This window comes from Mycetocola tolaasinivorans (genome assembly GCF_003667565.1).
Lineage (GTDB): Bacteria > Actinomycetota > Actinomycetes > Actinomycetales > Microbacteriaceae > Mycetocola > Mycetocola tolaasinivorans.
Genome location: NZ_RCUX01000010.1, coordinates 60,313 through 79,067, shown reverse-complemented (window position 1 = coordinate 79,067; position 18,755 = coordinate 60,313). Strand labels below are relative to the sequence as shown.

Annotated in this window: 17 protein-coding genes; 4 read left to right on the top strand and 13 right to left on the bottom strand. The window is 67.2% G+C overall.

The window, feature by feature from the left end; translation table 11 throughout:
* Positions 1 to 260 precede the first annotated feature (260 nt).
* A complete protein-coding gene (locus tag D9V32_RS12715) occupies positions 261 to 1,484 on the bottom strand; it encodes a hypothetical protein (protein ID WP_147440482.1) in 1,224 nt (407 codons plus the stop codon).
* Between the two features lie 420 nt (positions 1,485 to 1,904).
* Positions 1,905 to 2,558 carry a TetR/AcrR family transcriptional regulator gene (locus tag D9V32_RS12710; RefSeq protein ID WP_121649291.1) on the bottom strand — a complete coding sequence of 218 codons (654 nt, stop codon included), beginning with the start codon at positions 2,556 to 2,558 and terminating at the stop codon, positions 1,905 to 1,907.
* 120 nt (positions 2,559 to 2,678) lie between these two features.
* On the opposite strand from D9V32_RS12710, the gene D9V32_RS12705 reads away from it, so the two are divergent.
* From D9V32_RS12705 to D9V32_RS12695, 3 genes are all read left to right on the top strand, one after another.
* A complete protein-coding gene (locus tag D9V32_RS12705) occupies positions 2,679 to 5,525 on the top strand; it encodes an MMPL family transporter (protein WP_220700707.1) in 2,847 nt (948 codons plus the stop codon).
* Positions 5,522 to 7,672, top strand: a complete 2,151-nt coding sequence (locus D9V32_RS12700) for a YhgE/Pip domain-containing protein (protein WP_121649290.1) — start codon at positions 5,522 to 5,524, stop codon at positions 7,670 to 7,672. The genes D9V32_RS12705 and D9V32_RS12700 overlap by 4 nt, the downstream gene beginning before the upstream one ends.
* A 141-nt stretch (positions 7,673 to 7,813) precedes the next feature.
* Complete coding sequence (locus D9V32_RS12695; protein ID WP_121649289.1) at positions 7,814 to 8,743, top strand: AEC family transporter; 930 nt, start codon at positions 7,814 to 7,816, stop codon at positions 8,741 to 8,743.
* Between the two features lie 167 nt (positions 8,744 to 8,910).
* Here D9V32_RS12695 and D9V32_RS12690 read toward each other — a convergent pair whose 3' ends face one another.
* The 6 genes from D9V32_RS12690 to D9V32_RS12665 form a co-directional block, all read right to left on the bottom strand.
* The gene (locus D9V32_RS12690; RefSeq protein WP_121649288.1) at positions 8,911 to 9,573 is read right to left on the bottom strand and encodes a pentapeptide repeat-containing protein; all 663 of its coding nucleotides are present in this window, start codon (positions 9,571 to 9,573) and stop codon (positions 8,911 to 8,913) included.
* Between the two features lie 3 nt (positions 9,574 to 9,576).
* Positions 9,577 to 9,879 carry a chorismate mutase gene (locus D9V32_RS12685; RefSeq protein ID WP_121649287.1) on the bottom strand — a complete coding sequence of 101 codons (303 nt, stop codon included), beginning with the start codon at positions 9,877 to 9,879 and terminating at the stop codon, positions 9,577 to 9,579.
* A gap of 94 nt (positions 9,880 to 9,973) precedes the next feature.
* Entirely contained in the window at positions 9,974 to 11,371 is a 1,398-nt protein-coding gene (locus D9V32_RS12680) for an FtsX-like permease family protein (RefSeq protein ID WP_245982317.1), read from the bottom strand.
* A complete protein-coding gene (locus tag D9V32_RS12675; RefSeq protein ID WP_121649338.1) occupies positions 11,368 to 12,156 on the bottom strand; it encodes an ABC transporter ATP-binding protein in 789 nt (262 codons plus the stop codon). The genes D9V32_RS12680 and D9V32_RS12675 overlap by 4 nt, the downstream gene beginning before the upstream one ends.
* Before the next feature lie 117 nt (positions 12,157 to 12,273).
* Positions 12,274 to 12,909, bottom strand: coding sequence for a GNAT family N-acetyltransferase (locus D9V32_RS12670; RefSeq protein ID WP_121649286.1), 636 nt, complete (start codon positions 12,907 to 12,909; stop codon positions 12,274 to 12,276).
* Positions 12,910 to 12,980: 71 nt separating this feature from the next.
* Positions 12,981 to 14,096: a lactonase family protein gene (locus tag D9V32_RS12665; RefSeq protein WP_121649285.1), complete on the bottom strand. Its 1,116-nt coding sequence runs from the start codon at positions 14,094 to 14,096 to the stop codon at positions 12,981 to 12,983.
* 200 nt (positions 14,097 to 14,296) lie between these two features.
* Between D9V32_RS12665 and D9V32_RS12660 the strand changes: the two genes are divergently transcribed.
* Positions 14,297 to 14,695, top strand: a complete 399-nt coding sequence (locus tag D9V32_RS12660) for an Hpt domain-containing protein (RefSeq protein ID WP_121649284.1) — start codon at positions 14,297 to 14,299, stop codon at positions 14,693 to 14,695.
* A gap of 50 nt (positions 14,696 to 14,745) precedes the next feature.
* On the opposite strand, the gene D9V32_RS12655 is transcribed toward D9V32_RS12660, so the two are convergent.
* The 5 genes from D9V32_RS12655 to D9V32_RS12635 all read right to left on the bottom strand — a co-directional run bounded on the left by D9V32_RS12655 (position 14,746) and on the right by D9V32_RS12635 (position 18,611).
* The gene (locus tag D9V32_RS12655; RefSeq protein WP_121649283.1) at positions 14,746 to 15,609 is read right to left on the bottom strand and encodes a response regulator transcription factor; all 864 of its coding nucleotides are present in this window, start codon (positions 15,607 to 15,609) and stop codon (positions 14,746 to 14,748) included.
* Positions 15,610 to 15,734: 125 nt separating this feature from the next.
* Positions 15,735 to 16,382 (bottom strand): LPXTG cell wall anchor domain-containing protein, encoded by a 648-nt coding sequence (locus tag D9V32_RS12650; RefSeq protein WP_121649282.1) that lies wholly within the window; start codon positions 16,380 to 16,382, stop codon positions 15,735 to 15,737.
* On the bottom strand, positions 16,379 to 17,314 hold the full coding sequence (locus D9V32_RS12645; protein WP_147440481.1) for a hypothetical protein: 936 nt from the start codon (positions 17,312 to 17,314) through the stop codon (positions 16,379 to 16,381). The genes D9V32_RS12650 and D9V32_RS12645 overlap by 4 nt, the downstream gene beginning before the upstream one ends.
* A complete protein-coding gene (locus D9V32_RS12640; protein ID WP_121649280.1) occupies positions 17,311 to 18,012 on the bottom strand; it encodes a hypothetical protein in 702 nt (233 codons plus the stop codon). Before D9V32_RS12640 ends, D9V32_RS12645 begins: the two co-directional genes overlap by 4 nt.
* Positions 18,009 to 18,611 carry an alternate-type signal peptide domain-containing protein gene (locus tag D9V32_RS12635; protein WP_121649279.1) on the bottom strand — a complete coding sequence of 201 codons (603 nt, stop codon included), beginning with the start codon at positions 18,609 to 18,611 and terminating at the stop codon, positions 18,009 to 18,011. The genes D9V32_RS12640 and D9V32_RS12635 overlap by 4 nt, the downstream gene beginning before the upstream one ends.
* Positions 18,612 to 18,755 lie beyond the last annotated feature (144 nt).

Below are 18,755 nucleotides of genomic sequence, written 5' to 3'. Positions count from 1 at the left end.
GAAATCTAGGCGAATCGGCTTTTGCCGACTCGAGACGTGGGAGAGCTCATCACCGAGACGTTCTCGTTCGTCTTATTGGTCTTTCGCGAGGCGCGATCCGTCAGGGTGTTCCCTCCCGCGATGGAAGAGATTCGAGCACCACGAACGACAAAACCTCGTGCGATCTTATTGTTTTTCGCTGCGTCTTTTGTCATGGTTCCCTCTCTTTGCACGTCGCTCAGGGGTATTACCGCGAGTATACGTGAGCCCCATGCTGCGCTCTACTGTTCCGTAGGGGCGATACGTGTGAATGATCCGCCAAGCACGAGAAGAAGCGTCAGGAGAACCGAAACGACGAGACTAACCGACCACAGTAGGACAAGTGGGCCATGGCGCAGCTGCCCGACCAGGCTCCCAGCCATGGCAAATAGGAGCAGGGCACAGACCACGAGCATGAAGCGCAGTGGCACCAGCATCCGGGACGTAGACACGTTTTCGGAGTGTGCTGCGAGGAACGAGATGAACACGGCAGGCACGGCAAGAAACAGGGCAGCGGCGCTGCCTCCCTGCTTCATGAGCGTCGGGGTGGCACCGTCAAGGAAGAGCGCCAGACTGAAGATCAGCGCGGTGAGTGCCGTCACAAATAGTGTGATCATTCGCAGGCCCCTCCACGGCACTGCGAGCCGAACACTCGCCTGTCCTCCTGGTTGGATCTCGTAGGTTCCGTGGACATGAGCCACCGGAACCCCCGACGCATCGCTGAGGATTTGTCCGTGTACTGGGGTACTCGCGTCGGGACAGGGGATCCGGAGATTGCGTACGTCCAGTTGCGAAGGAGTGTGAAACTCAAGATGATACGAGGCCGTCGCATGTGGCATATGCATGTTCATGGAGACCTCTTTCCCCGCCCAGCCTGTCGCCACAAGGACGCTCAACATACGCGACTTTAGGCTCGTATCCTCCTCCGTAACCCAGTGATAGGAGAATTTCAGTATCTGACGAATTCCGCTTTGCCGGGCGGGAACGAGACCTATGAGAAGGAAGCTTGACGCAAGTCGTTCCAGGAGATCTACCAGATCATTGGGCAGGTAGATATTTTCTGGCCAAATCTGCTCGCCCTCCCACCTTCCTGTCTGGCAGAGTTCCGGAAGCTGAGCAGATTGGCCCATCCCGTCAATCGCGATGATCAGCCGGATCACGCGTAAAACCTCAGCCGTTTGTTCCACACCGGAGAGCTCCAACAGGTCCAAGACCGTGTCAAGCATGATGGCGTTACTCTCAGCGGCTCCTAGGAGCGGCATGGGATTGCCACGAGCATCCACGGCATCCAGGTGTCGCATTGGCCCCTTCGCGATAAACGCCAACGGAACCATCAGCAGTCCACGAACCTCATCAATACTCTCCTTATCCCGCTCTACAGCGTCATAGGCGAGTAACGGATCCGGAACGGGGGTGCAATCCATCGAGTGTTTGAGTCTTCCGCGCTCGCCCTCAAGAGGATGCACGCTATCAACTCTGCGATGGACCCAGATCGGCCACTTTGCCAAGACATCAGCAAGTGCGCGCGACGACCGAGTATCGGGATGCTCGCGTCTGCCACCGTGATGAGCTCCTGATCGATGCGGGGATGGCCCGTTCCGGCCTGCAACCGTACTGAGACTCCCCAGTAGTCGCTTCATCAGCCTCGGCATCATTGGCTCCTCCCAGATCTTGGTCACCGTTGGTCTTCGAAAACCCAAAGGCCTGACATTCGTCACGCCGCCAGCACGGAGCCTCAGCACGCTTAAGACGACGGTGCCACAAACACCATCACTCAAGACTCTAGAATTCTGCGATCCGATATCGGGGCGTTTTCACCGGACCAGTGGAGAGCGGTATCGCTTCCGCAAGCTGTGGAGAATCGCCCGCCCGAACGGGAGTGCGTACTAGACGGGTTCCGTGAATGCCTGCACGATGCGGGCGATGGTGTCCGAGACGGCGTCGACGGTGTCTGGGCCGGGGTTGGTGGAGCCCGCGAGCATGACCCGAGCGATGCCGTCGGAGTAGATGGCACCGAGCACGGTGGAGAGCTCACGGGAGTTCATCGTGAAGCGCAGGCCCACCATGGCCACGAGCTCGTCCAGGCGATCGCCGAGCATCGTCATGGCGCGCTCCTCACCCGCGATGTAGGTCTTGCCCACCTCGGGGTCGCGTAGGGCGAGCATTTGGAATTCGCTCTGCATCAGGCACCAGGAGCGATTGTCCGGCTGTAGGCCGAGGAAATCGCGGACGATGCTGGAGATCTGATCCGTGCTGATCCGGCCATTTTCGGGCAGATACTCGGTGAGCCCGGCCTCGAGACGATCGAAGCGCACCTGGTTTTCGCGGTCGGCGAGGGCGAAGAACAGCTCCTCCTTCGACTCGAAGTTGGAGTAGAAGGCACCGCGGGTGAATCCCGCGCGCTCGGCGATCTGCTCAACCGTGGCGGTCGCGATCCCGTATTCGGCGAACACCTCGTAGGCGGCATCGATGAGTCGGTCCCGGGTGCGCTTGCGACGGGCGCTCTCGATGACCGGCGCGTCTCCTGAGTCAACACTCATAAGATCCTCAGCTTTCTCCACTACAAATTGCGATACACCAATGTATCGAATACAGTCGTGTATTGAATACACCAGTGTATCTAAACTTTCCCCACGAGCCCCTCGTTCAGGAGTTATTTCGTGTCATCCCTACTCTATTCGCTGGGCCGCTGGGCCTATGGCGCCCGCAAACTCGTGCTGGGAATCTGGATCGTGATTCTCGCGCTGTTCGGCGTGGGTGCCGGCCTGTTCGGCCAGGGCACCGAGAACAGCTTCTCGATCCCCGGCACCGAATCCCAGGTCGCCCTCGACAGCCTGAAGACCACGTTCCCGCAGATCAGTGGAGCCTCCGGCCAGATCGTCGTGGTCAGCGGGGACGCCCAGAAGGTCGATGACCCGGCGATCAAGAAGAGCGTCGAGGACGCCGTCGCCGCTCTCACCAAGATCAACGGAATCGAGGGCGCCGTCTCGCCCTTCGATGCGACGGTGAAGGGTAATATCGCCGACAACGATCGCGCGGCCCTCATCTCGATCCAGTTCTCCGGCACCGCACTCGAGGTCAAGGAAAAGACCATCGACGGCGTCAAGGACGCCCTCGCGGACCTCAAGAAGGAGCTGCCGAGCGGCGCGGATGCCTCGCTCGGAGGCGACGTCTTCAACGCCGAGGTGCCCGGGGTGACCCTCACCGAGGCCATCGGTGTGATCGTGGCCCTGATCGTACTTCTATTCACCTTCGGTTCGGTGATCGCCGCGGGTATGCCGCTGCTGAACGCCCTGATGGGTGTGGGTGTCTCTGCCCTGGCCATCATGTTCGTGACCGTGTTCGGCTCGGTGCCGTCCACCACCCTGATGCTGGCGCTGATGCTGGGGCTTGCGGTGGGTATCGACTACGCCCTCTTCATTCTGGCGAGACACACCGAACAGCTTGCCCGTGGCATGGAGCCGCGGGAATCCGCGGCCCGCGCCATTGCGACCGCCGGATCGGCCGTGGTCTTCGCCGGCCTCACGGTGATGATCGCGCTCGTGGGTCTGTTCGTGGCGGGAATCCCCTTCCTCACCACCATGGGTATTGGTGCCGCGGCCTCGGTGTTCGTGGCCGTCCTCATCTCGCTCACCCTGATGCCCGCCATGCTGGGCTTCGCGGGCGAGCGGCTGCGTCCGAAGGTCGGCACCCGTGCCGAGCGTCGGGCACTCAAGAACGCCGCGCGCACCGAGAAGCGTGCCGCCCGCAGCCGCCGCGGAACGAACGAATCGCTCCCCGCGGTACCGCCCGCTCCCGCAGCACCGGCACACGCTGCCGCCCACGCCTCGGCCCCCGTCGCCGAGGCTCACCCCGAGCCCAAGCCCAACCGCTTCTTCCTCGGCTGGGTACGCGCGGTCACCCGCTTCCCTCTGGTCACCATCATCATCGTGGTGGTGGGCCTCGGGGCCGCGGCCCTGCCCGGTCTAAACCTGCGCCTGGCCCTGCCGGATGCCGGCTCGCACGCTCCGGGTAGCGAGTCTCGCGAAACCTACGACCGAATCGCCGAGAACTTCGGTGCCGGATTCAACGGCCCGCTGATCGTCACCGGCACCATCGTGAAGAGCACCGATCCGCTCAAGCTCATGGATGACATTGCGGACGAGATTCGTGACCTGCCCGGCGTGAAGTCGGTTCCGGTCGCGACCCCGAACGCCTCGGCCGACACCGGATTCGTCCAGGTCATCCCGACCGACGGCCCGAACTCCGAACAGACACAGGAGCTGGTTGCGAAGATCCGCTCGCTGCACGACCACTTCGAAAAGAAGTACGGCGTCTCCCTCTCGGTCACCGGCTACACGGCCATGGCCATCGACGTCTCGAGCATGCTCGGTGGCGCGCTGCTGCCGTTCGGTCTGCTCGTCGTGGGCCTGTCCCTCGTGCTGCTGACCATGGTGTTCCGCTCGATCTGGGTGCCGGTCAAGGCCACCCTCGGATACCTTCTCAGCGTGGGTGTGTCGTTCGGTGTGGTCGCCGCGGTGTTCGAGCTCGGCTGGGGTGCCGAGCTGTTCAACGTGCATCAAACCGGCCCGGTGATCTCGTTCATGCCGATCCTGCTGATGGGTGTGCTGTTCGGCCTCGCGATGGACTACGAGGTGTTCCTCGTGGCCCGCATGCGTGAGGAATACGTGCACGGTGCCACCGCGAAGCAGGCCATCGAGCGCGGCTTCACCGGATCGGCGAAGGTCGTGACGGCCGCCGCCATCATCATGATCGCCGTGTTCGCCGCCTTCATCCCCGAGGGCGACAACAACATCAAGCCGATCGCGTTGGGCCTCGCCGTGGGTGTGGCCGTCGATGCCTTCATCGTGCGCATGATGCTGGTGCCCGCGGTACTCGCCCTGCTCGGCGATCGCGCCTGGAAGATGCCGCGCTGGCTCGACCGCGTCCTGCCGTCCTTCGACGTGGAGGGCGAGGGTCTGGCCCACGAGATCAAGCTGCGCGACTGGCCCGAACCCGGCAACACCGATGCCATCGTGGGTGCCGACCTGCGGCCCGCGGGCCCCGGCTTCGCCCCCGTCGGCGTCTCGGTACGCCCCGGCGAGGTGCTCGTCGTGACCGGCCCGAACGATGCCGTGGCCACGACCCTGCTGACCCTCACCGGCCGGCACGAACTCACCGAGGGCATCCTCAAGGTCACCGGCCGGGTGCTTCCCACCCACGCCGGAGCGATCCGCCGCCGCGCCGCCTGGGTGGACATCACCCACACCAGCGAACGCGCGTTTGAGGCCCTCCTGGCCGAGTCGCCCCGCGTGCTCGCGATCGACGGCGTTGACCGGCTCGACGCCGCAACCCGCACCCGCCTGCGCGAACGTCTCGAGCGCGCCCGAGCGGCGGCCGGCACCGAGCGTCCGCTCACCATCATCCTGGGAACCACCGATTCATCCCTCGCCGCCGAGTGCGTCGCGGCGACGACCCCCCTGGTAACCCTGACCCTCTCGACCGTGGAATCCGAGGTGCTCGTATGAGCTCGCTAACCGACATGCTTCAGCGACCCGGGCGCACCCCGCGCCGCCGGGTGCTCTCGATCATCGGGCTGGTACTCGTACCGTTCGTGATCGCCGGCATCCTGGTGTGGGCGCTGTGGGATCCGGCCAGCCGCCTGCACACGGTGCGGGCAGCGATCGTCAACAACGATCAGCCGGTCACCGTGGGCGAGCAGCTGGTACCGCTCGGCCGCCAGCTCACCGCCGGGCTGGTCTCGGCCCCGGGCAAGACCGAAACCAACTACGACTGGATCATCACCGACTCGGATGACGCCGCGAGCGGCCTTGCCAACGGTGACTATGTGGCCGTGGTGACCATTCCGAAGGACTTCTCGGCGGCCGCGACCTCCATTTCCGGCGACAAGCCGCGCGAGGCCGTGATCGATGTCACCACGAGCGACGCCTCCAAGCTCGTGGACAGCGTGATCAGCGACACCGTGGCCCGCACGGCCGCCTCGCTGAGCGGCAAGCAGCTCACCGAAACCTACCTCGACAACATCTATGTGGGCTTCAACACCCTGGGCACCCAGATCGGCCAGGCCGCCGATGGCGCAGCCCAACTCGCCGATGGCGCGGGTAAGCTCGGCGACGGCCTCGGCCAGGTCGGCGAGGGTGTCACCCAGCTGGGATCCGGCGCCAGCCAGCTCAGCTCGGGTGCGAGTCAGCTCAACACCGGTGTGGGGGCCCTCGCCTCCGGTGCCGATCAGCTGAGCTCGGGAGCCCGGGATCTCTCCGCGGGAACCGTGCCGCTCGCATCGGGTGCCCAGCAGATCGCCAGCGGACTCGACCAGCTCCACGGTGGACTCAACGGCCTGAGCCAGGGGCTGACCCCGCTGAAGACGCAGGGCCCCCAGCTGGGTGCCGGTGCCAACCAGACCAGCGCGCTCGTGACCGGCAATACCGCGGTGGCCGGGCAGCTCGGCGCACTCGTCCAGGAGTGCTTCACCACGAGCGGTGCGAGCGCAGAGTTCTGCGGCAAGCTCGCGAAGGTCGTGGGTGACCAGAAGGACCCGAACGGTGCGATCACCCGCCTGGCCGGTGCCGAAATCGCGATCAACGGCGACGGAACCGTCAAAAACCCCGGCCTCGCCGCCGGCGTCAACGCTCTGGTCGACGGACTCACCAAGCCCCAGGGCGACAACCCCTCCGCGGTGGACGGTCTCGCCGCCCTCGCGAAGGCCAGCGGAGACCTCGCAACCGGTGCCCACGGCCTCGCCGATGGCGCGGGTAAGCTCAGCACCGGTGCCGCGGGCCTCGCCCAGGGTGCCTCCGGTCTCGCCGATGGTGTGCACAAGCTGCAGACCGGTTCCTCCGGCCTCGCCGATGGTGCCAGCAAGCTCAGCACCGGTATCTCCCAGCTCGGCGAGGGCTTCACCCCGCTGACCGAGGGTGCCACCGGGCTCGAGGGTGGTGCGACCCAGCTGGCCGACGGCCTGAAGACCGCGGTAAACCAGCTGCCCTCCTACTCCTCGCAGCAGCGCGAGACGCTGGCCTCGGTGGTGGCCGATCCGATCCGCACCTCCGGTGGCGATGCCACCAGCGGGCTCGGTGCCGGTCTCGGCAAGCAGGGTGCACCGTTCTACGCGGTCCTCGCCCTGTGGCTTGGAGCCCTGGCCACCTTCCTGGTGCTGCGTCCGCTGCCGCTCGGCGCGCACGGTTCGACCCGTCCGTCCCCGCTGCTGGCACTGCGTGCCTTCTGGCCGGGTGCGCTGCTCGGTGCCGTGCAGGGTCTGCTGGTGGCGGCCATCCTGTCACCGCTGCTCAAGATCGAGTTCGGGCCGTGGCTCGGCTTTGCCGCCATCGCGATGCTCGCGGGTGTGGCCTTCGCCGCAACCAACCAGGCTCTCGGCGCACTGTTCGGCGGCATGGGCAAGTTCATCTCGATGATCATCGCCATCGTGGTCATGGCCGGCGGTATCATCGCCACCGCGCCGGGCCTGCTGCAGTCGGCGATCAACTGGTTCCCCGTGGGCCCCGCGACCGACGCGCTGCGCGCGGTGATCGGCGATGGGTCTGCCGCGGGGGCCGTGGTGCTGCTGGTGCTGTGGACTATTGCGGGTCTGATCGTCAGCACGCTGGCCGCCGCTCGCGCCCGTCGCCGGCCCGAGCCGGTGGACGCGCGCATCTAGCGCCACCCCTCCGCGAGCGCGGGGCGACACCACCTCGGTGTCGCCCCGCGCTCTCGTTAAATCCCCCAATTTGTGGTGTGGATGAACAAATCCCCGAAGTCGCTGCACCATCATGCATGCGCACCCCGATAGGGTTACGGCATGGGCGGAGTACTTACCGGGTTCGGGATCATTGCGGTTGTCATCTTTGCGGGCTATCTGCTCGCCCGATCCGGAGCCGCGGGCCCACAGGGCCAGTTTGTCCTCAACCGGGTGGCATTCTTCGTGGCAACGCCCGCGCTGCTGTTTTACACGCTCGCGCACGCCGAGATCGCGACGATGTTTTCCAGCCGACTGCCGCTGGCCGCGCTCAGCGCATTCGGTGCGGCGGCGATCTATCTGCTGCTCAGCCCGCTGGTGCGGCGTGGACGCACTCGCACCACTCCCGAGCTCGCGCTCGGTGCGCTCGGGGCCTCCCTGCTCAACGCCAACAACATCGGCCTGCCGGTCGCGCTCTACGTGTTTGGCAACTATGCCGAGGTGGTGCCGGTGCTGCTGTTCCAGCTGCTGATCCTGAACCCGATCATCCTGATCGTGCTCGATCTCGGCACCTCGGGAAAGGTCACGCTGGGGCGGGTTCTCAGCCAGCCGTTCCGCAACCCGATGGTGATCGCCTCGATGCTTGGCGTGCTGGTGGCGGTCTCCGGTATCAAGATTCCCGACGCCGTTTATGAGCCGTTCCACATCATCGGTGGGGCCGCGATCCCAATGATTCTGATCGCCTTTGGAATGTCGCTCCACGGTTCAAAGCCGCTGGCGGGTGGCGAGCACACGGGTGAGATCATCCTCGCGAGCCTGATCAAGGTTGCGGTAATGCCGGCGCTTGCTCTCGGCATCGGCAGCCTCGTGCTCGGTATCGAGGGGCCGGAGCTCGCAGCGGCGGTGATGATCGCCGCGCTACCCACCGCGCAGAACGTCTACAACTTCGCGAGCCGCTACAACGTCGGCCTGGTGGCCGCCCGCGATACGGTGCTGCTCACCACGGTGCTCGCCGTGCCCGCGCTGAGCCTCATCGCCGCCCTCATGATGTAGCTGCTGGCTGCATTGCTCGGGCTAGGCGGTGAGATTCACGCCCAGGTACGCCGCACGGAGCGAGCCGAACACCGGAGACGCTGTGTTGCTCGGGCTAGGCGGTGAGATTCACGCCCAGGTACGCCGCACGGAGCGAGCCGAACACCGGAGACGCTGTGTTGCTCGGGCTAGGCGGTGAGGTTTACGCCGAGGTGGGTGGCGAGGAGGGGGGCGAGCCAGGAGAATTGTTCCTCCGTCATCGTCGCCCCGGCGAGGGACTCGATGCCGTTCAGCACGCGCGGCTCGAGCCCGCGCAGGTCGGCGTCGGTCAGCCGCGCCGCGGTGAGATCCAGCGTCTGCACGGTTGTGCCCGGGAAGGCGAGCCGCGTAACGGTGGCCCCGCCCAGATCGAGCTCGTCGATCGTGCAGTCGGTGAATTGGAGGCTGGTGAGGGTGGATCCGCGCAGGTTGAGGTACCCGATCTTGCACCCAATCAGGTGTACCGACTCCCAGCCCGCGTCATAGGCCTCGGCGGAGCCGAAGCGGGAGGATTCGATCCGAACCTCGCGCAGGGTGGAACGTGGAATCTTCAGTACCGGGGCGTTGATTCGGTCGAATCGGGTGTCGATGGCGCGCAGGCCGCGCAGGTCGGTGCCGTCGAACTCGCCGCCGAGGAACTCGCACTCGGTGAGGTCGAGGCCCACGAGGTTTTGCTCGGAGACGTCGACGCCAGTGAAGCGCAGGGAGTCGAGCCGCTCCCCCGCGCGCAGCTCGGACTCGAGGCCGACCTCGAGGTGTTCGAGCGGCGGCGGGTCAAACAGGGGTGCACGTACCGCACCGGGCCGAGCCATGGCCTAGGCCTCGCGTGCCTCGGCCAGGGTCACGTGGTGCTGGATAACCTCGGCCACCACGAAGTTGAACCACTTTTCGGCGAATGCCGGATCGAGCTGAGCGTCTTCCGCGAGGGCACGCAGGCGGGCGACCTGGCGCTTTTCGCGGTCCGGGTCAGAGGCGGGCATCTGGTGCTCGGCCTTGAGTTCACCCACGGCCTGGGTGCAGCGGAAGCGCTCGGCAAGCATGTGGATGAGCGCCGAATCGATGTTGTCGATGCTGCTGCGTAGACGGTTGAGCTGTTCCTGAGGGGTCAATTCGGCCATGCATATAATCTACTGCCCCGCGCGGACATCCGCACGGCCCGCGCCCGATCCGCGGCTCGTGCCGGGACCGGGCGCGAGGCCGCAATGACGGCGGCTACGCGCGTTCGGGATGTGCCAGGACGGCGCGCTGAACGGGGGTGGTGGCCCGCACCGCGAGCCACACCAGGCCGATGCCCAGGGCGATGCTGCCAAAGACCACGAGCAGGGTGCTGGGGCTCAGCAGGAGCGTCATTCCCGCGAGCGGGAGGACGAGCACCCCACCGATGATCGCGGCGGTCACGGCAACGAGCAGCACCGGCGCGATCGCCTGTCGGGCGCGGGCGGCCTCGATCATTTCGCGCGGCATACCGAGGCGGTCGAGGCTGACGGTGATGTCTCGTCGATCGAGCACGGCGGCTGCCTGGTTGACGCCCACGGACACGGCGACCATGAGGAACGAGGCGATCAGGGTGACCACGATGCCGGTGAAGATATCGCCGGGCAGGGTGCCAAGGTCATCGGACTGCGAGGTGTCGATGGCGAGGAGGAGCCCAATTCCGCTGCCGGCAACCACGGCCACGAACGAGGTCATGGCCACGCCTCCCACCTGACGCCAGACGGCACCGGAGTCATCCAGTACGGCGCGGGCGGCCAGCAGCCGCGGGACCGTCCGAGCTCGGCGCACCTGGAGGCGCGCCCACACGGCGATCAGCCACGGCCCGAGGAGGCCCAGCACGGCCAGCCCTACGGCGAAGGCACCGCCGATCGCGAGCACCAGACCGAGCTCGCTCTGCAGCGCGCCAATACCCTGCAGCGCGGTGCCGAGCATGGCGATCACGGCCAGCGCGATCAGCGGGCGTGCCCAGTGCGGAAACGCCTTACGCTGCCGGGTGCGCACACCCAGCGGGGAGATCACGACGCGGCGAAGACCAACCACCGAGCTGACCGTAGCCAGCGCGGTGACGGCGGCGATCACGCCGAGCATCGGCCAGATGCCGATCCACAGTTCGGCCGCCCCAATTGGCCCGCCGAGGAACGGAATGAGGCCCACCAGCGGGCTGATCGCGAGCGAGAGGAGCGCGCCGCCGACGGCACCCACGAGGGCCACCACGGTGGATTCGAGCACGGTGATGCGGATCACGTCGGCCCCGGTCGCACCGAGCAGCCGCAGCGAGGCGAGGCGGTCATCGCGACGTCGGGCCGATAGCCGCGCGGCTGCGGCACCGAGGCCCAGCAGGGGCACGAGGAGGAGGGCCAGGGCGAGCACGCTCAGAACACGGTAGATTCCGCCGTCCTGCCCGGGGATGCGCCAGAACATCGAGGTACCGCCGATGACGGTGATGATGAGCGCACTGGTGACGCCGAATGCCACCGCGGGGAGCACGAGTGTCGCGGGGCTCTGCGTGCCGGGGCGTGCGAGCATCCAGGTGAGGCGACGAATCGGGACGTGCCGCCGCCGGGGTGCGGCCGGCGGTGCCGGGAAGGCGGTGGGCAGCGTGGTGGGGGCGCTCATCGGTTCGTCTCCGCCGAGCGATCCCAGCCCTCGCCCACGAATTCGAACCCGGGAGCGGCCGCGGCCGGCACGGGCTCGCCGCTGGCGGTGTGCACGCGGCCGTCACGCAGGTGAATGGTGCGGTCGCAGCGGGCCGCAACCTCGCGATCGTGGGTGACCACCACGAGCGTGTGCCCCTGGCCAACCGTGGAGTGCAGGAGGGCGTCCATCACGTCGGCGGAGGTCTGTGAGTCGAGGGCCCCGGTGGGCTCATCAGCGAAGATGATGCTCGCCCCGGTGACCTGGGCGCGGGCGATCGCGACGCGCTGGGCCTGCCCGCCGGAGAGCTCGCCGATGCGGCGATCGCCGAGGCCGGGCAGCCCGAGGGCATCGAGCCAGCGCCGGGCGTGGGCCTCGCTTTCCGGGCGCGGATAGCCCGCGAGCATCATCGGCAGGGCCACGTTTTCGAGGGCGGTGAGCTCCGGCACCAGCAGCCCCTGCTGGAAGACGAATCCGAAGGATTCGCGGCGCAGCCGGGCGCGATCGCGCTCGTTGAGCGCACTGACCTCGACCGGGCCGACGGGCCCGGCGAAGCTCACGCGGCCCCCATCGGGCACGATGATCCCGGCGAGGGCATGGAGGAGGGTGGTCTTTCCGGAACCCGAGGCCCCCATGATGGCGACGGATTCGCCGGACTGCAGCGCCAGGTCGACGCCGGCGAGGGCTCGGGTTTTTCCGCCGTATACCTTGACCAGGTTGGCGGCGGTCAGCACGGTGCGCGCGGGCACGGAGGTGGAAGAGTTCATGTTTCCATCCTCCGCCCGTGCCCGCACGCCGGCATCGGCCGCCCGGGGGAACCGGCTCATCCGGCAGAGGTATCCGCGGGTAGTCCGTAGGACAGGCAGCGCCCGCAGTAGTGGGCGCTATGCGGCGCGCAGATCCACCGGTCTGGTCCAGCGCGCGAGGCGTGATTCCAGGCCGTGGCGAACCTCGGGCCACTCGTCCACGATGACGGAGTACACCGCGGTCGTGCGCCAGGTGCCGTCCGCGCGACGCTGATCGCGGCGCAGCAGGCCCTCAAACTTCGCGCCGAGCTTCAGGATGGCCGCCCGGGAGTGATCGTTCAGGGCATCGGCCTGGATGCGCACGCGTCCGAATCCGCTCGTAAAGGCGAGATTCAGCAGCAGCAGTTTCGCCTCGGCATTGACGGCGGTGCCCCACACGGCGGGGTCATACGCGGTCCAGCCGATGTGTGCGGCCTCGCGGGGGAGGTCGAAGTCGCCGAGGGTGGTGGTGCCCACGATGGTGCCGTCGGCGTCACCTCCGACGAGGCGCACGGTGTAGACATTTTTACGGGTGCGGCTGTAGTAGCGCGCGGCAAACTTCGTGAAACCGGCGAGGTCCTTCGGCAGCGCGGCCAGCCCGCCGCCATAACCGTCGGCAAACACCTGGGGGCGGCCGATGGCGGTCCACAGCGCCGGGAGATCGGCATCCACCATGGCGTCCAGGCGGATAAAGCGGCCAATGAGCGGTTCGGGGGAGGGAATCCGTGCGGTCATCTCATGATTGTAGGCCAAAATGACCGCACGCCGACAGGGTGTCGGCAACGTTTGGTGATGTGGGCGGCCGGTTACACCGGTGTCGCAACCGGATCGGCAAGAATGCAGGTCGGTGCCCCGATCTCGGCGATCCCGATTGGCCGGCCGGGCACCCCGCGCGCATCCAGCCGCAGCGTCGTGATCGCGTGCGAGTGCTCATGGGCGACGTGCAGCAGGTCGCCGGCGAGGAGGTGGTGGCGCGGCCAGCGTCCGCCGCTCTCGGTGTCGGCGATGGGGCGCAGGGTCTGCCCGTTTCCCGAAACATCGAGGGTGACGATGCGGTCGCTTCCGCGCACGCCCACGTAGAGTCGATCGCCCGCGGCGCTGCGCGAGATTTCCGCGGCGGCATCGCGCTCCTCGGCACCGTCGGCCGTGGCCGGCGCGGCCGCCACGACCCGCCAGTTTCCGGCATCGGCCGGGGCGAGGGTGAAGATCTCGATGCTGCGCTCGGTGACGACGTGCACGTGCCCGCTGGGGTGGGTGATGAGGTGGCGTGGGCCCACGCCGAGGGGCAGCGCGAGGGTGCGATCGAGCGCGAGGCCGGATCCGGTACGCCGCCAGAATCGCAGGGCGTCGTGGCCGAGATCGGTGGTGAGGATGCGGCCGTCCGGCAGCTCGACGCTCGCGTGCGCGTGGGAGTCACGCGCCGGCGCGGCCTCGGCCACGTGCGAGGCGAGGCTCAGGTCGGTAAACGAGCTCGGGCCGGGGCCACCGGTCAGTTCGCCACCGGTGAAGGGGCTGCGGTGCGGGTCGATCGATGCGGGCGGTTCGGCCGCATCGGCGAGGATCGCGCCATCCGGACCCAGGGGGTAGGCGAGCACGCGTCCGTCCCCATATCCGGTGGCCACGAGGAGCGCGCCATCGGCGGTCACGGTGAGGTGGCAGACGGATGCCGCGGAGGCGCGGGCCGGACCAAAGCGCACCGCCCGTGCTCGCGCGTGATACGCCTGCACGAGGCCGGAGTGCTCGAGGGCGGCGTAGATCACCGGGAGGGTGGGGTGTGCGGTGAGGAACGAGGGCGAATCGGCCGGGGTTTCCCCCGCTCCGGCCAGCGAGCCATCCGGGCGAGAGCCGAGGGCGGTGATCCCCACCCCGGGTGCCTGCGCGTCGGCGGTATAGGAACCCACCCAGAATCGAGAATCACTCATCGCTTACCTCCAGGGATACCCGGATCGCCGGGGGTCGCAGTGCCATGTCCACATGCTATCGGACACGCGGATGACGCCCATTTCCTCGAAACCTGCGGCAGTCTTGAGGTTGGCGAGCGCTCAATCTTGAGTACAAGACGCGACCATTATAAGAGTCACCACCCCTATCACGAGGGTCAGCATCGCAGGAAAGGAGCGTCATGAGCATAAGCCCAGAAGAACGCCCGCTCCTGGAGCATGCCGAGATTCGCCGCCTGTGCGATGCCCTCAACGGGGATCGCGCCGCCTGCCGGCTCTTCCTGCAGTCGTTCTGCGACCGCTGGGCCGAGCGCCTTGCGGCCCTCGAACAGAGCCTTTTACACGCTGATGTGATGCATGCTCGCGACAGCATATTGAGTATTCGTACCTCGAGTGCCATGGTGGGCGCACAGCGCCTCACCCAGATCGCCTCGACGATCGAGACCACGCTCACCGCCGGACACACCGACGAAATTGGCGAACCGCTGCGCGCTCTGCGCCTCTGCGGCGTCGAAACCGTCGCCGCCCTGCGGGCCTTTATGGTCGAGCAGGCCGCCGCGCACGCCGCCGCGACGCACTAACTCTCGGTCCACAAAATGGTGGACATTCCGAGCGATGATGACCCGTCGGGTTATCGAGCACCCGTAATCGCTGCCGACTCATTCGGCGTGGCGAGATCGGCCTGCAGCGGCGCGAGCCGGTAGCCCACCCCACGCACGGTTTCGACCCAGGTCGGGCGGCGAACGTCATCGCCGAGCTTGCGGCGCAGGTTTCCGAAGTGCACCTCAATCGAGCGCTCCTCGGACTCGCTCACGTAGTCACTCACCGAGTATTCGCCGGAGCGCAGCTCGCGAACGAGTTCGGCCTTTGACCGCACTCGACGGCCCGAGCCCAGTAGAGAGGCGAGCAGATCAAACTCGGTGCGGGTGAGGGCGATCGATTCGCCGAGACGCTCCACGGTGCGGGTATCGCGGTCGAGCACGAGCCCGTTGTGGACGAAGCTGCGGTCGTTTCCGGCCGCGGCGGCGGGTGTCCCGACGGCGGGTGCCGCGGCGGGGGTGGCCACCGAACCCGCGGGTGGGGCCTCGGAAACGGCCGGGGCCTCGGGCGCGATGCCGCCGCGCGGACGCCGCATCATTGCCTCGATCCGGGCGCGCAGTTCGCGCGGGCGGAAGGGCTTGGCGAGGTAGTCATCGGCACCGGACTCGAGACCAAAGAGGATGTCTACCTCATCGGCCTGAGCCGTGAGCATCACGATGTAGCAGTCGCTGAAGAGACGGATGCGCCGGGCGACCTCGAGGCCGTCGATATCGAGCAGACCAATATCGAGGGTGACGATGCTGGGCTTCTGGGTACGAACCAGCTCCACGCCCTCGATCCCGCTCGGCGACGTGGCAACGGCAAAGCCAGCCTGCGTCAAAATCGTGGTGATCAGACCGCGAATATCGGGGTCATCTTCGATCACGACCGCGGTGCGGATCGTCTCGGTGGTCATCCTGCTGGTACTCCCTGACTGCGGCGGGGAAAAACGCCGTTCGTCCAGCCTACCCTCCGGTGCACCGAAATGCGTCAGAAAGCCGTGGGAATGCTCCGAATCAGACGAGCATCGGGGATGAGTCGCTAGTCGCGGGAGCGTCTGCGGCGGGCCACAATCAGCGCCGCGGCACCGATAACGAGCGTAATTCCGCCGATCCAGGGCCACACCCCGGTGTTCGAACCGGTCTCGGAGAGCCAGCCCGATCCGTTACCCACCGAGCCGTGTCCCGCGGGAATCACCTCCGGCGTGGCGGTGCGATCCTGGGCGGTCACCCGAATACGGAAGGGCACGGTGCGTGCCATGGTGCCGTTGCCAGACTCCGCAGGCAGGGCGATCTCGAGGTGAACCGGGGTCACCTGCTCGGATCCGGTGCCCAGATCCATCGTGGAGTGCGCGAGCAGAAGATCACCGAGAACCGAGGTTTCCTCGGCCAGCGGGGTCCGTACGGTGACGAGGGCCGCCTGACCCAGCGCACCCTTCGGGTCCAGATCCGCGAGCATCTCCATCGAGAGCGAGGACACTCCCCCACCGCGGCGCACCACGTTGAAGTCGGCGGAGATCCGGCTACCGGGGATCAGCAGCTGGGCACCGAACATGTCGCCGATTTCGCCGTGGCCGCTTCCGGTCAGTTCGATCGAGCGATCGGCCGGGCTGGCCAGCGCGACGGTGGGTACGGCGACGGTCAGCGCGAGGGCGAGCGCCCCGCCCGCCACGATCCTGCGCAGACTCATCCGGCAAACACCTCAATCTCAAAGGTCGACGGAGCGGTGGCGCCGGTCCATTCCAGGACCACCCACTGCAAAACGTTGCCGGTGGTGTCAGCGAGCGGGTTTGCACCCGCGGCTGGGGTGCTCAGCACGGTGTTGCGCACGGCGGGGGCCGCGGGCTTTCCGTTCGAACCGTTCGGCCAGGTGCCACCGGGAGCGTAGTAGTTTCCGGCGAAGTACACGGCCGAGTTTGCGTTGACCGCACCCGACGCGGGAGCCGCGGCGTTTCCGGAGAACACTGTGTTGATCGGGGCAGCGGCGGAGGGCAGGGCGACGCAGTTGATCCCGGTGCAGGCCGCGGCGGCACCCGCGCGGGCACCGCTGTTTCGGGAGGCGTCAACGATCCAGGAGAACCGTGCGGTGGAGGTCGGGATCGGCGCGGCCTGGGGGCCTCCGGCCGGTGCACCGGCCGGGACCGTAGCATCGCCCGCGTGCAACTGACGCAGCGATGTGCCGAGGGTGCTCGTGGGGTTCACCCGGGCGACGGCATAGTTGCCGCCGGCGGGCATGACCGAGAAGTCGGTGCGAGCCGGGGTCTCGGTGGAGCGCCAGGCGGTTACCTTCACGGAACCGGCGGGCAGTGTGTCGGCGCAGCCCCAGAGCCGCACACCGAGCTGACCGGGCGATGCCTCGATGCCCTCGGTGGGCAGGTACTGTGCGCTGCGCACGACCGGGACGATGAGCATGCGGGTATCGCCGACCTGCTGGAAGTCGGAGAGCGAGTAGACGTTTTTCTTGACCGTGCTGTCCGGAACGGTGCAGTAGGAACCCATTGCGGTGTCGGCGGTGGCCGAGACGGAAACGTTCAGGGCGGCACCGGTCACGGCGGTGGGAATACCCACGGCGACGAGGGCGAGCCCGACGCCGAGCGCGATCATGCGGGGACGAAGCTTCACGGGCGCTCCTCCGATCGGGGTACCTGGGTCAGGGTTGCATCCAGCGCGAAGCTTGCGACGGGGGCCTTCTGCTGGGCGCGCATTTCGCGGGCCACATCGGTGCCATCGGCGAGGGTCGCCGGCACGGCAACGTTGACGGTGATCGTGCAGCTCTCCCCGGCCTTCAGGGTTGCTCCGGCGGACATTGACACATCGGCGATGAGCTTTCCCTCCACCAGGCGGGCGTCGCTCACGACGCAGCCGGCGGTGCCCTCCGAGCCGATGAGGAGCGCGCCGCGCCCCCACATCGTGACGCCCAGCGGGGTGGCGGTGGCCGAGATCTTGCCCGCAACCACGGTCTGGGTGGGGTTGCTGGCGCCAGCGGTCACGACGAAGCTGATTCGCTGGGCGCGCACGCCCGGGACGATGCCGGTGCCGGGCGCGGCCACGGTGAAGCGGGAAGAGCCGGTGGTCACGGTGTCGACCTTCGCGGTGGCGGTGGCGGTGAGACCCGCGGCGGCCGAGATCGTGGCGCTGGGGCCCTCTGCCTGATCGCTGAGGTAGGCGATGGTGCCCGGGCCGCCCAGCAGCGCGAAGCCGGTGATGGCGGCCAGCACGGCGGTGGTCACGATCCGTGAGGTGCGGGTGCGGAACAGCCGGCGAATCAGCGGGGTGCGCTCGGTTTCCGTGGCATCGGGGGTGCGCTGATCGGTGCTCACGAGGCGGCTCCGATCGGCTGCTGGGTCAGGGTGTAGGTCATTGCGAGCTTTACGCTACCGGACATTGCGGACGTCGTGGCCCAGGGCAGGGTCGCGCTGATCACGACCGGCACGGTACGTACGTCTCCACGGATCGTCGCGGTGGGGGCCTGGCCGTCGGGGCCTGCCTGGGCGCTACCAACGCTGACCACCCGGGTGACGAGGCTCTGCGCGAGACCCTGGTCGGCCGCCTTACCGCTCGCGGCGGTGACGGTGAGGGCGGAAACGGCGAGGCTCGCGGCCATATCGGTTCCCACGAGTTCAACCGGAACGTTCACGGTTGCGGTGAGAATGTCGCCGGGCACGAGGGCCTGGCCGGTGTAGCGTACGGCCGCGGATCCGCGGCCGCCGGGCACATCCTGACCGAGGGTCCAGGTGGCGGCTTCCGATCCGATCGGGCCGATGCTCAGCGATCCGGACTGGATGGTGAGCGGAGCCGCATCCTTACTGTCGGTCCAGAACGCGAGGGTTCCGGCACCGCCGAAGAGGAGGGCGGCACCCACGAGGGAAGCGAGCGCTGCGGCGATGAGTTTACGCACGGCCTGGTCCTCTTCTGTCATGGGGGAGATAAGGGGGATCGACCCCGCGAGGCTTGGGGGAATACTCGCGGGGCCGATCGTTTCGCTGAGCGGGGCTCAGACCGGGGCATCAACGCTGGCGATGTCCCACCCGGCGGGGCGTAGCCCGCGCACCGGGGGTGATAC